Source organism: Candidatus Poriferisodalis multihospitum (assembly GCF_028283155.1).
In the GTDB taxonomy this organism is placed as follows: domain Bacteria; phylum Actinomycetota; class Acidimicrobiia; order Acidimicrobiales; family Poriferisodalaceae; genus Poriferisodalis; species Poriferisodalis multihospitum.
The window spans coordinates 108,958-127,755 of the sequence record NZ_JAPYOK010000100.1 but is presented as its reverse complement, the minus strand read 5'-3'; the positions used below and the strand labels follow the sequence as shown (position 1 = coordinate 127,755).

Annotated in this window: 13 protein-coding genes; 12 read left to right on the top strand and 1 reads right to left on the bottom strand. The window is 67.8% G+C overall.

The genetic code is table 11. The features are described 5' to 3' along the window. The 11 genes from VI480_RS11475 to VI480_RS11425 all read left to right on the top strand — a co-directional run. The coding region (locus VI480_RS11475) for an alpha-isopropylmalate synthase regulatory domain-containing protein (RefSeq protein ID WP_323672980.1) at nt 1-810 on the top strand (810 nt) is incomplete at its 5' end. A 65-nt stretch (nt 811-875) separates the two neighbouring features. Continuing rightward, the gene (locus VI480_RS11470) at nt 876-1,574 is read left to right on the top strand and encodes an alpha/beta hydrolase (RefSeq protein WP_323672979.1); all 699 of its coding nucleotides are present in this window, start codon (nt 876-878) and stop codon (nt 1,572-1,574) included. 50 nt (nt 1,575-1,624) lie between these two features. Beyond that, nucleotides 1,625-3,256 carry a Mur ligase family protein gene (locus VI480_RS11465; protein WP_323672978.1) on the top strand — a complete coding sequence of 544 codons (1,632 nt, stop codon included), beginning with the start codon at nt 1,625-1,627 and terminating at the stop codon, nt 3,254-3,256. A gap of 65 nt (nt 3,257-3,321) precedes the next feature. After that, entirely contained in the window at nt 3,322-4,446 is a 1,125-nt protein-coding gene (locus VI480_RS11460; protein WP_323672977.1) for a hypothetical protein, read from the top strand. Nucleotides 4,447-4,456: 10 nt separating this feature from the next. Continuing rightward, nucleotides 4,457-5,497 (top strand): hypothetical protein, encoded by a 1,041-nt coding sequence (locus VI480_RS11455; protein ID WP_323672976.1) that lies wholly within the window; start codon nt 4,457-4,459, stop codon nt 5,495-5,497. Between the two features lie 62 nt (nt 5,498-5,559). Then, the gene (locus VI480_RS11450) at nt 5,560-7,938 is read left to right on the top strand and encodes an HAD-IB family phosphatase (RefSeq protein WP_323672975.1); all 2,379 of its coding nucleotides are present in this window, start codon (nt 5,560-5,562) and stop codon (nt 7,936-7,938) included. Next, entirely contained in the window at nt 7,935-9,524 is a 1,590-nt protein-coding gene (locus tag VI480_RS11445; protein ID WP_323672974.1) for a lactate racemase domain-containing protein, read from the top strand. The genes VI480_RS11450 and VI480_RS11445 overlap by 4 nt, the downstream gene beginning before the upstream one ends. Then, complete coding sequence (locus VI480_RS11440; RefSeq protein WP_323672973.1) at nt 9,514-10,494, top strand: lysophospholipid acyltransferase family protein; 981 nt, start codon at nt 9,514-9,516, stop codon at nt 10,492-10,494. Before VI480_RS11445 ends, VI480_RS11440 begins: the two co-directional genes overlap by 11 nt. A 53-nt stretch (nt 10,495-10,547) precedes the next feature. Then, nucleotides 10,548-12,437, top strand: a complete 1,890-nt coding sequence (locus VI480_RS11435; protein WP_323672972.1) for an ABC transporter ATP-binding protein — start codon at nt 10,548-10,550, stop codon at nt 12,435-12,437. Next, nucleotides 12,415-13,314 carry a M15 family metallopeptidase gene (locus tag VI480_RS11430; protein WP_323672971.1) on the top strand — a complete coding sequence of 300 codons (900 nt, stop codon included), beginning with the start codon at nt 12,415-12,417 and terminating at the stop codon, nt 13,312-13,314. Before VI480_RS11435 ends, VI480_RS11430 begins: the two co-directional genes overlap by 23 nt. 47 nt (nt 13,315-13,361) lie before the next feature. After that, entirely contained in the window at nt 13,362-14,447 is a 1,086-nt protein-coding gene (locus tag VI480_RS11425) for a class I SAM-dependent methyltransferase (protein ID WP_323672970.1), read from the top strand. Here VI480_RS11425 and VI480_RS11420 read toward each other — a convergent pair. Then, nucleotides 14,429-16,216, bottom strand: coding sequence for a solute carrier family 23 protein (locus VI480_RS11420; RefSeq protein ID WP_323672969.1), 1,788 nt, complete (start codon nt 16,214-16,216; stop codon nt 14,429-14,431). The genes VI480_RS11425 and VI480_RS11420 overlap by 19 nt on opposite strands. Before the next feature lie 188 nt (nt 16,217-16,404). Between VI480_RS11420 and VI480_RS11415 the strand changes: the two genes are divergently transcribed. Beyond that, nucleotides 16,405-18,684 carry an aconitate hydratase gene (locus VI480_RS11415; protein WP_323672968.1) on the top strand — a complete coding sequence of 760 codons (2,280 nt, stop codon included), beginning with the start codon at nt 16,405-16,407 and terminating at the stop codon, nt 18,682-18,684. Nucleotides 18,685-18,798: the final 114 nt, after the last annotated feature.

Below are 18,798 nucleotides of genomic sequence, written 5' to 3'. Positions count from 1 at the left end.
GTCGATCCCGAGCTGGACATCAGCCACATCGACCACCTGCGCCGCATCGCGGAGTACTGCAACCAGCTTCCGGTGCATCCGCGCCACCCCTACGGCGGCGACCTGGTGTACACGGCGTTCAGCGGCAGCCACCAGGACGCCATCAAGAAAGGCTTCGAAGCGCTGGCAGACGACTACGACTTCTGGGAGGTGCCTTACCTGCCGATCGATCCGGCGCATGTGGGGCGCACCTACCAGGACGTCATCCGCGTGAACAGCCAGTCAGGCAAGGGCGGCGTGGCCTACGTGATGAAGAACAGCTTCGGCCTCGATCTGCCGCGCCGGCTGCAGATCGAGTTCAGCAGCGTGATCCAGGCGATCACCGACGAGGGCGGCGAGATCCTGCCGGAGGCCATCAAGAAGACCTTCGACGAGACCTACCTGCATGCCGAGTCGCCGTACACCTACCTGGGCCATCGCAGCTACTTCGACTCTGAGTCGTCCGACGAGTCAGAGGTGGAGGCCACCATCAAGGGCCCCGACGGCGAAGTGCGCGCGAAGGGACGCGGCAACGGTCCGCTGTCTGCCTTCAAGACCGCTCTGGCCGACGCGCTCGGCGTCGAAGTGAGTCTTGTCGACTACCACGAGCACGCTGTGGGGGCAGGTGCGGATGCCACTGCTGCGGCCTATGTCGAGATCGAGACACCCTCTCGCGACGTGTACTGGGGCGTCGGGCTGCACGCGAACATCGTCACCGCCAGCTTCCGAGCGCTGCTGTCGGCCATCAACCGCTCGCATCCTGGGCCCGACTCGGAGGTCCTCGCCCGCTGAGCCCGCTCTCGAGTTTCGCCGGCGGCAGCCTGTTCGGCAGCCGCGTCGGTGATCCGCCGGCCGACGTGCTGGCGCTGCATGGCTGGGGCCGCAGCCACACCGACTTCGACATGGCCCTGACCGGTCTTGTCGAGTCGCGAGGAACCGCCGGCGCCATCGCCCTCGACCTGCCCGGTTTCGGCGCCAGCCCAGCGCCGGAAGCACCGTGCGGCGCCGCCGGCTATGCCGAGATGGTCCGTCCGGCGCTCGACGAATGCGGTCCGCGGGTCGTGCTGATCGGCCACAGCTTCGGGGGACGGGTTGCGGTCGAACTGGCCACGCGATTCCCAGACGCTGTCGCGGCGCTGGTGCTGTGCGGGGTGCCGCTGCTTCGACGAGCCGGCCGCCCCACAGCGCCGCCAGCCCTGCGATACCGCCTGGCTCGCACGCTGCACCGGCGCGGCTTGTTCGGCGACGAGGCCATGGAACGCATGCGGCAGCGTTTCGGCAGCGCCGACTACCGGAGCGCGACCGGAGTCATGCGAGATGTGCTCGTGACGGTTGTCAACGAGACCTATGAAGCTCAGCTCGGCGAGATCTCCCAGCCGGTGGAACTGGTGTGGGGCCGTGACGACGATTCGGCACCAGTGGACGTAGCGCGGCGGGCTTGTGGAATCCTCGCCGACGCCCGGCTGACGGTTCTCGACGGCGTGGGGCACTTCGTGCCGACGGAGGCTGCACCGTCGCTCACCGATGCCATTTCACGGCGCCTCGACGTGCTGTGACAACCTCTGAGGCGCGTGCCTAGCGAACGATTGCCTGCGAGCGGGATCCGATGAACCAGATCGTGCTGTGGACATCAGTCGTGGCCGGCATGATCTCGGCTGCTCGCTGGCTGCGGGTGGCCCAGCGTGAGCACTACGGGGTCGGACGAACGTCGCGATTCGCCCGGCGCTGGTGGCTGCTCGACAGGAACAATCGCGTGCTGGCACTCGCGGCTGCGGCCGGCGTGGTGCTGAGCGGCACGTTCTGGTGGGCGCCGGCGATTACTGCGGCCGCCGTCGCGGTCGGTCCGCAGGGCCTCGATATTCGGGGACGATCAAGCCCGCTGGCTTGGACGCGCCGACTCGCCACGGTGGCGATCACCCTGGCGCTGCTGTGGGCGGTGCTGGTGGGTGTGGGACTGCTGACCGGACTGGCTGAACCGGTGGTCGCGGTGCTGCTCTTCGGCATGCCGCTGTGGGTAGATGTCTCGCTGGCGATGTTGGCACCGCTCGAAGCCGTGCTGTCTCGTCGCTGGGTGCACCGCGCACAACAGCGGCTCGACGAGGTTGATCCGGTGCGGGTCGCGGTGACGGGTTCGTATGGCAAGACCACCATCAAGGGTTACCTGCGCCAGTTAGTGGAGGGATCCCGGGCAGTGGTGGCGACGCCGGCCAGCTTCAACAACACCGCAGGGATATGTCGCAGCGTCAACGAGCACCTGGTTCCCGGCACCGAGGTGTTCATCGCTGAGATGGGCACTTTCGGCGCCGGCGAGATAGCCGCAATGACCCGCTGGGTACGCCCGTCGGTGTCGATACTGGCCTCGATCGGTCCGGTTCACCTCGAACGCTTCGGCAGCCTCGACCGCATCGTGGCCGCCAAGGCGGAGATCTTCGCAACGAGTCGCACGGCGATTCTCAACGTCGACGCCTACGGATTGAGCGCCGAGGCCGACCGGTTGGCCGCCTCGGGCCTGCGAGTCATCCGGTGTTCGACACAGGATCCGAGCGCGGATGTGACGGTGCTGCCCGTCAATGCACCTTCCAGTGCGCCTGCCGACGCACTGGTCAATGAAGCCGCAGTGACCCGTCGCATCACCCTGTTCGGCAGGGAGATCGCCGTCGGGCCGCTCGGCGGCGCAGCGCCCGCGAATGTGGCGTGCGCCGTGGCTGCGGCATCGGTGCTAGGCGTCTCCGACGCCGACATCGCAAGCCGCCTAGGCGACCTGCCGACACCCGACCACCGCCGCACCGCTGGGCGTAGCCCCGGGGGCGTCATGGTCATCGACGACACCTACAACTCCAATCCGGCTGGCGCGCGCGCGGCGCTGTCCATGCTGGCAAACACGGATGCCGGCCGGCGCGTGGTGGTGACGCCTGGCATGGTCGAACTCGGCCGTAGCCAGGCGCACGAGAACCGTCAGCTCGGCGAGCATGCCGCGGAGATAGCCGACGACGTGCTCATCGTGGGCCGCACCAACCGGATTGCGCTGCTGGGCGGTGCTGCCGGCTGGGACAGAGCCACCGCGCGCCGAGCGACACGAGGGCGGGGTGCACGCACCCTCATCCACGACCGCACCGACGATCGCGCCACGGTTCGCTGCATGGCAAGCCGCGAGGAAGCAGTGCGCTGGGTGCGCGCACATCTCGGGGCCGGCGATGCTGTCCTCTACGAGAACGACCTCCCCGACCACTACCCCTGATCGCCTCTCGTCCATGAGAACATGGCCCACATGGCCAAGTGGATCAGCCTGTTGGGGGCGCGCCCATGACCCGTCCCGGCGTGTGTTTCGGCGGACCGTCGCCTGAACACGACATCTCGATCCTCACGGGTTTGCAGGCAGTGCATGCGCTTGCCGATGCCGGGCGCAACCCGGTGGCGCTGTACTGGTCGCCGGTCGGCACATGGCACGAAGTGCCCGCCGATATCGAGGCCTCGGCGTTCGCCGAAGGCCTGCCGCGGTCTGCCTCTGAAGTGGAGCTGGCAGCCCACCCGAACGGGGGCTTCGTACGGGCCGACCGGCGTCGCCGGCCGGTACCGGTTGATGTCGTGGTCAACTGCTGTCACGGCGGCCCCGGCGAGGACGGCGGCTTGCCGGCCCTGCTGGACCTGACGGGACTGGCCTACACCGGTCCCGGGCAGCGCAGTGCCGCCATCTGCATGGACAAGCTGGCATTCAGCGGCGCCACCGAAGCCGCCGGTCTGCCCACGCTGCCGCTGTGGCTGCTCACCCCCGAGTTGCCAGGCGACGATGCAGCGGCGGATCTGGACGGAGTTCCGCTGATCGTCAAGCCTCGTTTCGGCGGGTCTTCCATCGGCATCGAGATTGTCGACGATCTCGCGACGGCACAGGCGCTGGCGCGTTCGTCACCGCTGCTGCGTGACGGCGCTGTTGTGCAGCGCTACCTCAGCGACATCACCGATCTGAACATCTCCGTACGCACTTGGCCGGAACTGCGGCTGAGCGCCGTGGAACGGCCGCTGCGGACCGACAGCACGATCTACACCTACGCCGAGAAGTACCTAACGGGCGGGGGCGGCATGGCCACGGCGCCACGGGAGCTGCCCGCCGTGCTGCCGGCAGCCATCGAGTCATCACTGCGCGCCGCAGCGGTGGAGGTGAGCCATCTCGTGATGGCCCGGTCAGTCATGCGCATCGACTTCCTTTGGGATGGCGGCGACGACCCCAGCGGGCTGTGGGTGAACGAGATCAACCCGATTCCCGGCTCGCTGAGCTGGTACTTCTGGTCGCACGAGGGCGACAGCCTCATCGAGCTGCTTGAGGATCTCATCGCCGAAGCGCTGGAAGGACCCACACGCCGCTTCGTCACCCAAGGCGCCGACGGCACAGCCCTGCGCTCCGTGGGGTCTATCGCCGCGAAGCTGGCGTGATTTGCCGCTGATGAATCGCCGCACCGACAGCGCCGCGGCCCAACAGCACAGTCGCCAAGCCGGCGTGACTCTGCGGCGGGCGCTTGCCGGGTGCGCTGTGGCAGTGCTGCTGTCGGCAGCATGCAGCGGCTCGGGACTGACGCCCGGCGACGGTGAATCGAGCAGCTCTGACGACCTCACGGCATGCGAGCGCGAACGTCTGGCCGCGGCCCTCGGCCTGGCCGATGCGACGGAGCTGTCGTTGCCGCTCGACCCTGCCGACGAGCCGCTCGCCGACATCGCCCGCGACATCTGCGCGCTCGACACCGGCGCTCCACGATCCACGACATCGGCGGACACCGGGGTGCCCTCCCCTGCGCAGGAGCGTGACGCGGCCTTGCCCGCAGCGCTGGTGCGCGCGCCTGCGCTCTTCGATCCAGACGACAGCCCACCCGGAGATGATCCAGCACTTGACGAGCTCTGGGTGGTGTGCGGACAGGGCTCGGCCAGCGCCTGCAATGCCTTGCTGTACGAGTCGCCCGCGGGCAGCGACTATGAGGCCTTCGCATTCAGCTGCGGGGGGCGCGAGAACCTGCACTGCAGCGTGTTGCTCGGCGATCCGGGCGCCGACGCCGGCCTGCTCGGCATCGAATTCGATGCCGAATCTCCGGCGCCGGGGAACATTCCCGAATTGGACGGCTGGTGGGCGGCGTGCGCCGACGGCAGCAGCCGCGCCTGCGCGCAGCTGGTGCTGTCGGCACCAGGCGGTTCGGCCTACGCCAGCTTTGGCTGGACTTGCGGCGGCCGCACCACACGAGACTGCGTCTTGCTGATGGGCGATGACGGCGCTCCGCCAGCACTGGCCGGCCGGTCGCCACAGGATCCGCCACCTGGCGACGACGAGTACCTGGATCAGTTGTGGCAGCGCTGCGGCGCCGCCGACGCACCGGCATGCCGCGACCTGGCCACCTTCGGACCCCCCGGAAGCGACTACGAGCGGTACGCCCTGTCATGCGGCTGGCGAGCGGTCAGGGCGTGCGCCCGACTGTTCGCCGAGCTCTCCGCGACCTGAGGCGTGGGCGAATTAGGCGGTCGTGCGCGTATCTGGCGCTCGTTGGGGCTAAACAACACGTCGTGATCGCCGACGCGTTGACCGCAAAGCGCATCGCCATCACCGGTGCAACCGGTTTCTTGGGCACGGCGCTCGTCGAGCGGCTGTTGCGCTCGGTGCCCGATTGCGAGTTGGTGCTGCTGGTGCGGCCGGGCCGTCGCACCGACGTGAACCGGCGCGTGCAGCGCGAGATTCTGCGCAACGACGCATTCGAGCGTCTCCGTGCTGCGTGGGGCAGCGACTTCGACGAGATCTGCAGCCGGCGCATCACGGCAGTGTCCGGCGATGTGAGTGTCGACGGCCTCGGCCTCTCCCCCGGCGACCTCGAGCTGCTCTGCGGCTGCGACGTCATCATCCACGCTGCCGCCAGCGTCAGCTTCGACAGCCCGCTGGACGCATCGATCGAGACCAATCTCCTCGGTCCCAACCGATTGCTCGAGGCATGCCAGTCCCAAGGCGCCACGCCCCACTTCATCGCTGTGTCGACGTGCTATGTCGCCGGGAATCGGCGGGGTTCAGCGGCCGAGGTGTTCCTAGCCGACACACCGTTCTCGATGGACGTCGACTGGCGCGCCGAGGTGTCCGCCGCACGCCGTACCCGCGCCGATCTCGACGCCGCCAGCCGCTCCCCCGAGCGCCTGCGCCGCTTCCATCGTGACGCGCGTGAGGAACTCGGCCCTGCGGGCCTACCGCTGCTGGCCGCCAAGACCGAGCAGTTGCGTCGGGAATGGGTGGACGCCGAGATGATCACCGCCGGCCGCAGCCGCGCGACCTCGCTGGGATGGCCCGACGTCTATACGTATTCGAAGGCGCTGGGCGAGCAGGCGCTGGTGGAGCTGCAGGGCGATGTGCCCATCTCCATCGTTCGCCCGTCCATCATCGAATCGGCCTTCGCCGAACCGTCGCCGGGTTGGATCCGCGGCTTCCGCATGGCCGAGCCGCTGTTCGTGTCGTTCGCCAAAGGCGAGCTCGACACCTTCCCGGGCTACCCCGAAGGCATCATCGACGTCATCCCGGTCGACATGGTTGCCGCAGCGATCATCGCCGTCGCGGCGCGGGGCCCGGTGCCCGAGCCGGAGATCTTCCAGGTGGCCTCGGGTGCGGTGAACCCGCTGCGCTTCAAGGTGCTGACCGAGACGACCATGCAATGGTTCCAAGACCACCCCGTCTATGACGCCAAGGGTCATCCCACGGCCAGCACCCAGTGGAACTACGCCGGAGCGAGCGGCCTGGAAGAGCAGCTCGATCGGGCCATGTCGCTGTTCAACACAGCAGAGAAGGTGGTGCACCGCCTGCCGATGCGAGGCCGCAACGACTTCACCATCCGGCTCGCGCAGCGGCGAGCCGGACTCGAGCAGATCCGCGATTACGTCCTGCTGTACGGCGCCTACGGCAAATGCGAAGCGCTGTACGAGATCGACCGCACGACCGAGCTGTGGGAATCACTGCCTGCTGCCGACCGCGAGCGCTTCGGCTTCGACCCCCGGGTCATCGACTGGGCCACCTACATCGCCGACGTGCATTTGCCGACCGTCATCGCCCAGGCACGCGTCAAGACCACGCCCCAGCCCCGCACCGGGCCCAGCCGCAACGAGCGCTTGCGCGCCGCAGTGCTGGACCCGGCACGCCATTTCGCCGCATTCGACCTCGAGAACACCCTGATCGCCAGCAATGTGGTCGAGACCTACGCATGGCTCGCAACCCGGCGGCTCGATACTCCCCAGCGAGTGCGCTTCGCCCTGCGCACCCTCGCGGAGACACCCGGCCTGTGGCGAAGGGACCGCCGCGACCGCACCGATTTCCTGCGCTACTTCTACCGGCGTTACAGGGGTGCGCCGGTGGGCCAGCTCGACGCCGATTCGGCGGAGATGCTCAGCCACCTGTTCTTGACCAAGGCATTCCCGGCAGGGCTGCGACGGGTGCGTGAGCATCGAGCCGCCGGACATCGCACGGTGCTCATCACCGGTGCCCTCGAGCTGGCGGTCCAGCCACTGGCGCCGTTGTTCGACCACATCATCGCAGCGCGCATCGACAGCCGCGAGGGGCGCTATACCGGCGAGATGATCGACGTGCCGCCCACCGGCGAGGTGCGCGCCCAGATGATGGTGGACTGGGCAGCGGAGGAAGGACTCGACTTGGCACAGGGCGTGGCGTATGCCGATGCAGCTTCGGACATGCCCATGCTGGAGGCCGTGGGCTATCCGGTGGCGGTCAACCCCGAGACTCGGCTGGTGACCATCGCTGACAAGCGGGGATGGCTGTGCGAAAACTGGGAGCGCTCCCCCGGCGGCCCCCGGCCCCTGCTGCCCATAGCGCCGCCGTTCCGGGTTCGCGCCAACACCGACCGGCTGGACCGCACGCACCGGTCCCGCAGGGCCCGCGCCGCAGGGTCACTACGGTGACCGCGCGCAAGGGCCTTGTGCTCGAGGTGGATCGCACAACTCCGCCGATCCTGTTCCACCACGGCGAGGGGCTCCGCCTGGAGAAGCTGCCCGTCGGCAGCCGGGTCGTGTATCCCAACGAGCCGCTGGACCCGGTGCGCGATCCGGAACGCGCCATCGCCGAGGCTCTGGCCAATCCGCTGGGCGATCGCGATCCCCTCGCCGCATACATGCAGCCGGGCATGAAGCTGACCATCGCCTTCGACGACCTCTCGCTCCCGCTGCCCCCGATGGCCGCCCCCGACATCCGCGGCCGGATCATCGAGCAGGTCCTGGACATGGCGGCCGCCGCAGGCGTCGACGACGTCGAGCTCATCGCCGCACTTGCGCTGCATCGCCGCATGACCGAAGCAGAGCTGCGCCACGCCGTCGGCGACCGCGTCTACGACGCCTTCGCCCCCCACGGCCAGCTCTACAACTTCGACGCCGAGGATCCCGACGCGCTCACGCACCTGGGCACCACCGACGCGGGCGAGGAGGTGGTGATCTCCAAGCGCGCCGCCGAGTCGGACCTGCTGGTGTACGTCAACATCAACCTGGTGTCGATGGACGGCGGCCACAAGAGCGTCGCTACCGGCCTGTCGCCCTACACGGCGCTGCGCCACCACCACAACGTGCACACGATGCTGCACTCGACATCCTTCATGGACCCTGAGAGCTCGGAGCTGCACACTCGTAACTGGCGCCAAGGACGCCTGCTGGCAGAAGCGGGTGTGAAGGTGTTCCAGATCGAGACGACGCTCAACAACAACGAATTCCCTTCGCCGTACGACTTCCTGAAGCGCCGCGAGTGGGAGATGACGCCGCGAGACCGCATGATGCTGATGGGCACCAAGACGGCGCTCGACCTGATGTCGCGCCGGCAGGCCCGGCGCATCTTCCAAGGCATCCGGGCGCCGTACGGGCTGACATCGGTGCAGGCCGGCGAGGTCGAGGCCGTGCACCGCCAGACGCTGGAGAACGTCTACCGCCAGCACCTGGTGCGGGTGGAGGGCCAGACCGACGTGATGACGATGGGGCTGCCCTACATCTGCCCCTACAACGTCAACTCGATCATGAACCCGATCCTGGTGGCGTGCCTGGGACTCGGCTACTTCTTCAACCTGTACCGGGGCAAGCCGCTCGTCCGCCAAGGCGGCGTGGTGATCATGACGCACCCCACGCCGTGGGAGTTCCACCCGGTGCACCATCCCAGCTACATCGACTTCTTCGAAGAGGTGCTCGCCGACACCACCGATCCGGAGGTCATCGAGCATCGGTACGAGAAGCGCTATGCCGAAGACGAGTGGTACCGGCACCTGTACCGGACCTCGTACGCCTACCACGGCGTGCACCCGTTCTACATGTGGTACTGGTGCGCGCATGCGCTCGAGCATCTGGGGGGGGTGATCATCGTCGGAGGCGACAAGGCCGCCACCCAGCGCATGGGCTTCCGTTCGGCTTCGACGATGAATGATGCGCTCGAGATGGCAACCGACGTGGTCGGGCGCGACCCCTCGATCACTCATTTCCATAATCCGCCCATGTTGATGGCCGATGTCGTCTGAGAAGCCGGGGATCTCCCACCTCGGGGCCAAGCGCGCTCAGCGCACGAGGGCGTCGGTGACTCGCATCATGCGAGGCGCCGACTTCCCGCTGCGAGCGGCCGCAACCCCTCAGGGTCAGACGCCTCTGCCGGTCAACGCCGGCGCGAACTATGACACTGACTGGGCTCGGCGCTTCCCGGCTCGGGTTGCCCGCCGGGTTGCGCGGGACACGATTGTCCGCGCACTGGTGCGCTATTACGCCCAGCCGACGATCAAGGGCGTGGACCGGCTCAGCGAACTCGACGGTCCGGCGGTGTTCGCAGCCAACCACCAGAGCCATGTCGATACCGCGGTCATCGCCACCTCCGTTCCCGAGCCGTGGTGCAACCGGCTCGTGGTCGGCGCTGCGGCCGACTATTTCTTCGGGAACCGGGCGACCTCGGCGATCTCTGCACTGTTCGTCGGCGCCATCCCCATCGAGCGAACTGCACTGAACCGCCGGACCATCGACAAGGCGGTGACGCTGCTACGCGGCGGCTGGAGCTTGGTGATCTATCCGGAGGGAGGTCGCTCCCGCGACGGCTGGGGTCAGCAGTTCCGGCCCGGTGCGGCCTTCCTGGCCAAGCAGGCGGGCGTACCGGTGGTGCCCGTGCACATCCGGGGCACCTTCGACATCTTGCGCAAGGGCCGTGCGTGGCCCAGGCGAGCCTGCTCGGTGATCAATTTCGGCCGCCCGCTGAGCTTCGACGAGGGCGAGAACAACCGCCGCTTCACTCGGCGGCTACAAGCCGCAGTGGAGGGGCTCGCGGACGAGACCGCCACCGGCAACTGGTTCGCGGCCCGCCGGCGCCTGCACAGCGCCGACAGCCCGGGTCTCGAGGGCCCCACGGCTTCGGCATGGCGCCGCCGCTGGGCACTTACCGAACCCACGCGGCCCGATGAAGCCTCTGCCGCCACGGCAGCCTCAAAGCGCCGCTGGCCCTACGTCTGAACAGTCACGCCAAAACCGAATCCGTGGCCTGAACGGCTCGTATCGTTCGATTCATGCAGTCGCTGGAATCAGCACACGGCGCGATGGGGCACGACCCGGCCGGTGTGGAAGGACGTCACCTAGCGCCGGGCACCGTCCGCCGAGCAGCGGCTCTGGCACTGCCGTACCGGATGATGCTGACGGGATTCCTCGCAGCGCAACTGCTCGGAGCACTGGCGTTCCTGGTGCCGCCGATCTTGTTCGGGCGCATCATCGACGAGGCCATTCCAGCGGGAGACCGGTGGCAGCTCAACGTGCTGGCAGCGATCATCGTGGCAGCGGCGTTCTGCGAGGCCGGCCTGTCGTTCATCGAGCGCTGGTGGTCGGCGCGCATCGGCGAAGGGCTCATCTTCGACCTGCGAGTCGGCCTGTACGACCACGTGCAGCGGATGCCGATCGCGTTCTTCACCCACGTGCAGACCGGGTCGTTGATCAGCCGCATGAACAACGACGTCATCGGCGCCCAACGGGCGTTCACCGGCACGCTCAGCTCGGTGGTGTCCAACACGATCGTGCTCGCCACGACGCTCGTGGCCATGCTGGCACTGGAGTGGCGCCTGACGCTGCTCGCGCTCGCGCTGCTGCCGGTGTTCATTGCACCGACGAAGCGAGTGGGCCGACGGCTGCAAGCGTTGACGCGCCAGAGCATGGAGCACAACGCAGCGATGAACACCGTGATGACCGAGCGCTTGAATGTGGCCGGCGCGCTGCTGGTCAAGCTGTTCGGGCGGCATGACATCGAGCGGGCTGGGTTCAGCCGCTCGGCGCGGACCGTGCGCGACATCGGCGTGCGCAGTGCGCTCTACGGGCGAGCGTTCTTCATCGGCCTCAGCCTGGTGGGGGCCGTCGGGGCCGCGATGCTGTACTGGGTCGGCGCACATCTGGTGATTTCGGGCGCGCTCACGGTCGGGACGCTGGTGGCCATGGGGTTGATGGTGGTGCGGATCTACATGCCGCTGACCAGCCTCACGAACGCCCGGGTCGACGTGATGACAGCGCTGGTCTCGTTCGAGCGCGTGTTCGCGGTGCTCGACCTGCCGAACCCGATTGACGACCGCTCAGACGCCGTCGAGCTCGAGTCCGTGGACGGGCGGATCGAACTGCGCGACGTGATCTTCACCTACCCCGCCGCCGACAGCCAGATGCTGCTCGAGCTGGGCGGAGCACCTGCGACGCCCCATCAACACAGCGACACCGCGGCGGGACCGGTGCTCGACAGCGTGTCCGCAGTCATCGAGCCGGGCCAGACGGTTGCGCTCGTCGGACCGTCAGGCGCCGGCAAGACGACTCTGGCTGCGCTGATTGCCAGGCTGTACGACGTCGACAGCGGCGCCGTGTCCATCGACGGGCACGACGTGCGCGATGTCACGTCAGCATCGCTGCGATCTCACATCGGCGTCGTCTCGCAGGATCCGCACCTATTCCACGACACCATCGCGGCCAACCTGCGTTATGCCCGACCGGGCGCGACCGACGAGGAACTTGCCGCGGTTTGCCGGGCGGCGCACATCGACGAGCTGATCGGGAGCCTGCCGGAGGGCTGGAACACTGTCGTGGGCGAACGCGGCTACCGGCTCTCCGGCGGCGAGAAACAGCGTCTCGCGATTGCCCGGGTGCTGTTGAAGCATCCTGCGATCGTGGTGCTCGACGAGGCCACCAGCCATCTCGACAGCGAGAACGAGGCGCTGGTGCAGAGCGCGCTCGCGACGGCACTCGCCGGTCGCACCGCGGTGGTCATCGCTCACCGACTCTCGACCATCGCCGATGCCGACCAGATCCTGGTGCTCGATCGAGGGCGTCTCGTCGAGCAGGGTCGCCACCTCGAACTGCTCGCCGCAGAGGGTCTCTACGCAGACCTGTACCGCACGCTGGTTGGGACTGATGAGCCTGCTGGCGTCGCCTGATACCCCCTCCTCACGCTGGCGGCGCTGCTGCTGGGCGATTGCCGCCCTGACACTCGGTCTGACGACCCTTGTCTTGCCGCGCCCGCTCGGAGCAGCGGTCGCCGAGTCGAGCGCTTGGATTCGCGAGCCGATCATGGGGCCGTGGGCGCCTCCGCCGGACCTCGACGAGCCCGTGTCGCGCTGGCAGGAGCCGGCGCCCGCAGGCTTCGACTCGCTGTCCTTCCCTCACTTCACCGGCCCGGATTTCAACGAGCTGTTCACCACGGCAGAGCTGCCGAACTTGTCGTCGATCTCAGCCTCGCCGACGATCACCGACTCGGCCGAGATGGACGAGCAGGTCCGTACCGAAGCCGTCGAACGCGGCTACCAGCGCCGGCCACTGCCAGCCGACTACGCACTGATGCGCCTTATCGACGATGGCCTGGCGCTGCAGCGTCCCGCCGCCGTGGCGTGGCTGGCCCTGGAGCAGGACGCGGCCGAGCACGGCTTCGAGCTGGAGTTGAAATCTGCCTACCGCGGGCACCGGTACCAGCGAGCGGTGTTCCTGCGTCCATTCGAGGCGCCGTATGCATTCGATGACTTGGCCGAGCGCCTGAAGATGTCGGCGCCGCCTGGATACTCCAAGCACCACACGGGATATGCGATCGACATCGGCCAAGCGGGGCACGCTCACTTCGGTTCTTCGCCCGCCTACGAGTGGATCTCGGCCGACAACTTCGCAATCGCCAAGAAGCACGGCTGGATCCCGAGCTACCCCCCTGACGGCGGCCGGCAGGGACCGGTACCCGAGCCATGGGAGTTCACTTACGTCGGTGTCGAGGCGATCCTGTGCTTTCACCAGCCCCCCGCCGGCGATGACCCCCTCTGCACCGCCTGAACGACCACGCCAGAGGCCGAGCCGAATGGGCGAGTAGCGTCTTGCGGATGGCTGAGACAGGAACCGAGCAGCGTGAGATTGACCCTGATGTCCTGAAGAAGCTCGCCTTCCAAGTGTGGACGTACAAGAAGGGCGAGATGGTGTCGGCGATGCTGCACGTCGGCGACCAGCTCGGGCTGTTCGCAGCCCTCTCGGAAACCCAGCCCGCTACGAGCCACGACGTGGCGGAGGCGACCGGCCTCGCCGAGCGGCTGGTGCGAGAGTGGCTGTACGGCGTGGCCGCTGCCGGCCTCGTCGCCCACGACGACGGTGCCTTCTCGTTGTCACCCGAGGCCGAGGCGCTGCTCGTCGATGAGGAGGGCTCGCTGCACTTCGCCATGGGCGCCTTTCGCGGCGGGCTCGGCGACCAGGTCTTGGACCTGATCCTCGACTCGTTCCGCACCGGCATCGGCATGACCTACGAGCAGCAAGGTCCCCGCGCAGCTGCCGGCCTCGCCCGCACCACCGGGCCGTTCAGCCGCCAGAATCTCACCTCGGTCATCCTGAACGGCCTCGACGGCGTCGTGGACAAGCTGGAACGCGGCGCCAAGGTGCTGGACGTCGGCTGCGGAGCGGGCGTGTCGGCCTGCTTGATCGCGCAGAAGTGGCCCAACACCGAGGTCGTCGGCTTCGATCCGTCGGCCATCGCCGTTCAGCAGGCGACCGAACGTGCCGAGGACGAGGGTTTGGAGAACACGACCTTCATCGAGGCCGGAGCTGCCGATGTGCCCGCCACCGGCGACTTCGATCTGGCGCTCACATTCGACTGCCTCCACGACATGCCCCGTCCCGACGTGGCGCTGGATGCCATCTGGGCTGCGCTCGATGCAGACGGCACGCTGCTCATCAAGGACATCCGCTCCAAGGGCGACTTCAACCTCGACCAGCGCAACCCCATGCTGGCCATGTTCTACGGCTTCTCCATCACGAGCTGCCTGCAGTCGGCGCTGAGCGAGCCGGGCGGCATGGGATTGGGCACCCTCGGTCTCTATCCCGACAAGGCCCGCGAGATGACTGCAGCCGCAGGCTTCACACGCTTCACCGAGCACGACTTCAACGACGCCGCGAACCTCTACTACGAAGTCCGCCCCTGAAGCCTCGCCCATCGCGAACGTCGGGGGGAACCGGCATCGGAGACAACCGCAGTCAGGATCTCCGCTTCGAGGTACTGCCGATGGCTGACATTGCTCGCGTAGTGCCGCAGCAGCCGCAGCGCGGCATCACGCTCGATCGTGGTTTCCATCGTCTCGGCCTCAGGCTCGGCGAGCAGTGCGATGCGTTCTTCAAGATTCTGCCCATCGCTCGGCGCGCTCACGAACTCCAGCTCGATTCCTGACCGGATCCTTCCCAGCGCCACCCGCACTCGCCGCGTGCCATTCAGCGATCTCGACGATGCATGCTCGCTGAGGGCGGCGAGCGCCTCCTCGGCTGCAGCCTCCAATCGCTCGACGCTGTGTTCGTCACAGCCCTGCCGCTCGGCGAAGTCGGTCACGAAGCGCCTCAACTCCCCCGTGCTGCGGGCGCTGAGCTCAACCTCCAAGCTCGCCCGGCGCCCTATGAGGCTGTTGAGGATGGCCGCAACCACCAGCACCAGGCTCCCGGCGGTCAGGCCGTTCTGCGACACGGCGTGCCACACGGTGTCCGGCGGAAACGACATCACGCCGAATTCGACACACAGCCCTACTGCCAGCGGCAGCAGGATGACCAGCGCATCGCGCGTGCTTCGCAGGCGCTGCACGGAGCTGATCACGACGCGCAGTACCAGCGGGATCAGGGCGACGATGACGTAGGCGGCCAGTATCGGACGCGGGATCGCCACGGCGATCGCCCGCAGCTTTGGGACAAACGCCGCCAGCAGGAAGAAGCAGCCGGCAATGGTGCCCATGCGGCGCGACGCGCATCGGGTCTGGTTGATGAAGGCGGGGCCGACGCCGGCAATCGTGACCGGCAATGACCCGGCGGCGCCCGACAGCATCGTTCCGACACCCATGCGCCAGTTGGCGCGCTGCACTTCACGGAAGTCCAGAGCACGAGAGGTGCGCCACGAGACCATCTGCGTGTTCGACGAAATTCCCTGCATGCGGACGAGGATGGCGAAAGACACGATCAGGAAGGAGGGCAGCATCGAGGCAAACGTGCCGTAATCGATGCCCCATCCCGGGCTGCTGCCAACATCCGCGAAGCCGATCCATGCAGCGTCAGCAACAAGTTCGAAGTCGTAGGCACCCAGGCCGGCCGCGACCCCCAGCCCGACCACCAGTCCCAGTGCAGGTCCCCAGATCCGCCACGGCCGCGGGCCCCACACCGAGATGAGCACGATGGTGACCGCCGTCCCAACGACGCTGACCGGCACAAACCAATCGAGGCGCTGCTCCACGGCGCTGCCGGCGTCGGCGAGCACCGGCACCAATGCCGCAAAGGCCAGAATGAGGACCGTGCCGCGCACCTGCGGCGTCACCAACCGTCGCAGATACGACATCCGCAGGCCGATCGCCACCTGGAACAGCCCGGAGACCACCACCAGAGCCGCCAGTGTGGCCGGGCCCCCGCTTGCCAGCGCCAGAATGCAGAACGGCAAGCTGACCAGATCGACGGTGGCGACATAGAGGCTGTCGCTGCGCAGCCGTCCCAAGCGCACGGTGAGCGCCAGCGTCGTGAGACCGCACACCACCATCGATGCCACGACGGCTCGTGCGGCCACCGCGTCGGATTCTCCGGCGAGCTGAACCACGAGGGCCGGAAGGATCGCCAGCGGCACCACCATCAGCAGTGCAAGTTGCCCGCCGAGACCCGCGACGATCCTTCGGGTTGGAGCCTCATCATGCTCGTAGGTCGGTGCCAGCGGGGCACCACCCGCAGTCACGCCCATGACCCTAGTAAGCACAACTATCCGCAGGCTCGGCCGAGAGTCCGGCGTGAGCGAGAGCGGCGCAGCTCCGGGAGTGAATCCGGGGTGAGCCTCTAGATTGAAACCCCCGCCGGCGGACGCCGTACCGCCCCCGCAGTAGCGGACGCCTGCCGGCACTCTCGCCCACTAAGAGGGAGTTGTCCATGGCCGTTCACGCGAGTACTCCGATTGAGCTGATCGAAGGGGTGTACGCCGGGCTGGCCGATGCCGTGGCATTCGGACGTGAGCGGCTGGGCCGCGCGCTCACGCTGTCGGAGAAGATCCTGATTGCGCACCTCTCCCACCGTGACCAGGAACTCGAGCGGGGTGCTTCCTACGTCGACTTGGCACCCGACCGCGTCGCCATGCAGGACGCCACTGCACAGATGGCGTGGCTCCAGTTCATGACTGCGGGGCTGGACGAGGTGGCGGTGCCCACCACCACCCACTGCGACCATCTCATCCAAGCTCGCGAGGACGGCAAGCGCGACCTGCTCGCCGCTTCGGAGAACAACGAGGAGGTCTACGACTTTCTCGAGAGCGTGTGCGCCCGCTACGGCGCAGGCTTCTGGAAGCCGGGCAGCGGCATCATCCACCAGGTTGTGCTCGAGCAGTACGCCTTCCCCGGCGGGATGATGATCGGCACCGACAGCCACACGCCCAATGCCGGCGGGCTGGGCATGGTGGCAGTCGGCGTGGGCGGCGCCGACGCCGTCGATGTCATGACCGGCTTCGCCTGGAACGTGCGGTGGCCCAAGGTCATCGGCGTGCACCTGGTCGGCGAACTGTCCGGCTGGAGTGCGCCGAAGGACGTGATCCTGAAGGTGGCGGAGATCCTCACGGTCTCCGGCGGCACCGGGGCGATCGTGGAGTACTTCGGCCCGGGCGCCGAATCGCTCAGCGCCACCGGCAAAGGCACAATCTGCAACATGGGCGCCGAGATCGGCGCCACCACATCGCTGTTCGGCTACGACGCTGCGATGGCCCGCTACCTGTCGGCCACCGGGCGATCTGGGGTGGCCGACGCGGCCGATGCGGTCGCCGAGCATCTGCGGCCCGACGACGAGGCGATGGCCGACCCTGGCGCCCATTACGACCAGGTCATCGAGATCGACCTGTCGCAGCTGCGGCCTCACATCAACGGCCCGCATACCCCCGACCTCGCCCGCGAGGTATCCGCCCTGGGAGCGGAGGCCCAAGCCGAGGGCTGGCCGCTTCAGATCAGCGCAGCGCTCATCGGCAGCTGTACCAACTCCAGCTACGAGGACATCACCCGGGCTGCCTCGATCGCCCGTGATGCCGCTGCCAAGGGGCTGCGGGCACGGACACAGCTGCTCGTGACCCCTGGCTCGGAGCAGGTGCGGGCCACCATCGAACGAGACGGGCTGCTCGCCGATTTCGAGGCGTTGGGCGCCACCGTGCTGGCGAACGCCTGCGGACCCTGCATCGGCCAGTGGGACCGCTCCGGCGACGAGAACTACGTGCCCGGCCAGGCAAACGTGATCGTCACGTCCTACAACCGCAATTTCCCCAAGCGCAACGACGGCGATGCCGCCACGCTGGCATTCGTCACCTCGCCCGAGACCGTCATGGCGTTGGCGCTGGCGGGAACGCTCGACTTCGATCCCGTCGACGGCGTGCTGCACACCGATGCCGGGGAGCCGGTCACGCTGCCGACGCCGGTGGGTGTCGAACTGCCGCCGGCCGGCTTCGATCCCGGCGAGAGCGGATTCGTGGCCCCGCCGGCTGACCGGGGCAGCGTCGAGGTGCGGGTCTCACCGACGTCGGACCGCTTGCAGGTACTCGAGCCGTTCGACGCGTGGGACGGCAACGACTACGCAGATCTCCCGGTGCTGGTCAAGGCCAAGGGCAAGTTCACCACCGACCACATCTCCATGGCCGGCCCGTGGCTTCGCTACCGGGGCCACCTCGAGAACATCTCGGGAAACCTGTACCTCGGTGCGGTGAATGCCTTTGACGGCTACGACGTGGGGCACGGCAAGAACCAGTTGACCGGCGAGACGCAGCCGTACCCGGAGATCGCGAGGGCATACCACGCCGCCGGCGTGAACTGGGTGGTGATCGGCGACCAGAACATGGGCGAGGGCTCGAGCCGCGAGCACGCCGCCATGGAGCCGCGCTTCCGGGGCGGCCTGGTCGCGCTGTGCCGCAGCTTCGCCCGCATCCACGAGACCAACCTGAAGAAGCAGGGCATGCTGCCGCTCACGTTCGCGGACCCCGCCGACTACGACCGCATCGATGAGGACGACCGGATCTCGGTGGTGGGGCTCGCCGATCTGGCGCCGGGGCGCCCCGTCACCGTCGAGGTGCGCAAGCCGTCGGGCGACACGTTCTCATTCCAAGCGAACCACACGTTCAGCAATGACCAGGTGGAGTGGTTCAAGGCCGGCTCGGCGCTCAACATCATCCGAGCCTCGCTCTAGCTGGGCCTGTGAACGCGAGGAAGCCGGCCCGGGGGGAGGGCCGGCTTCTTCGCTGAGGTCGCTGGGCGTGGGGGACGCTTTCGACCTATCGCCGGTCGGAGCGGGGGCTTCCGA

Coding starts and splice junctions, on each gene's coding strand:
- VI480_RS11425 (WP_323672970.1), top strand. CDS start 13,362: ATGGCTGAGACAGGAACCGAGCAGCGTGAGATTGACCCTGATGTCCTG.
- VI480_RS11415 (WP_323672968.1), top strand. CDS start 16,405: ATGGCCGTTCACGCGAGTACTCCGATTGAGCTGATCGAAGGGGTGTAC.
- VI480_RS11435 (WP_323672972.1), top strand. CDS start 10,548: ATGCAGTCGCTGGAATCAGCACACGGCGCGATGGGGCACGACCCGGCC.
- VI480_RS11440 (WP_323672973.1), top strand. CDS start 9,514: ATGTCGTCTGAGAAGCCGGGGATCTCCCACCTCGGGGCCAAGCGCGCT.
- VI480_RS11465 (WP_323672978.1), top strand. CDS start 1,625: ATGAACCAGATCGTGCTGTGGACATCAGTCGTGGCCGGCATGATCTCG.
- VI480_RS11430 (WP_323672971.1), top strand. CDS start 12,415: ATGAGCCTGCTGGCGTCGCCTGATACCCCCTCCTCACGCTGGCGGCGC.
- VI480_RS11460 (WP_323672977.1), top strand. CDS start 3,322: ATGACCCGTCCCGGCGTGTGTTTCGGCGGACCGTCGCCTGAACACGAC.
- VI480_RS11455 (WP_323672976.1), top strand. CDS start 4,457: ATGAATCGCCGCACCGACAGCGCCGCGGCCCAACAGCACAGTCGCCAA.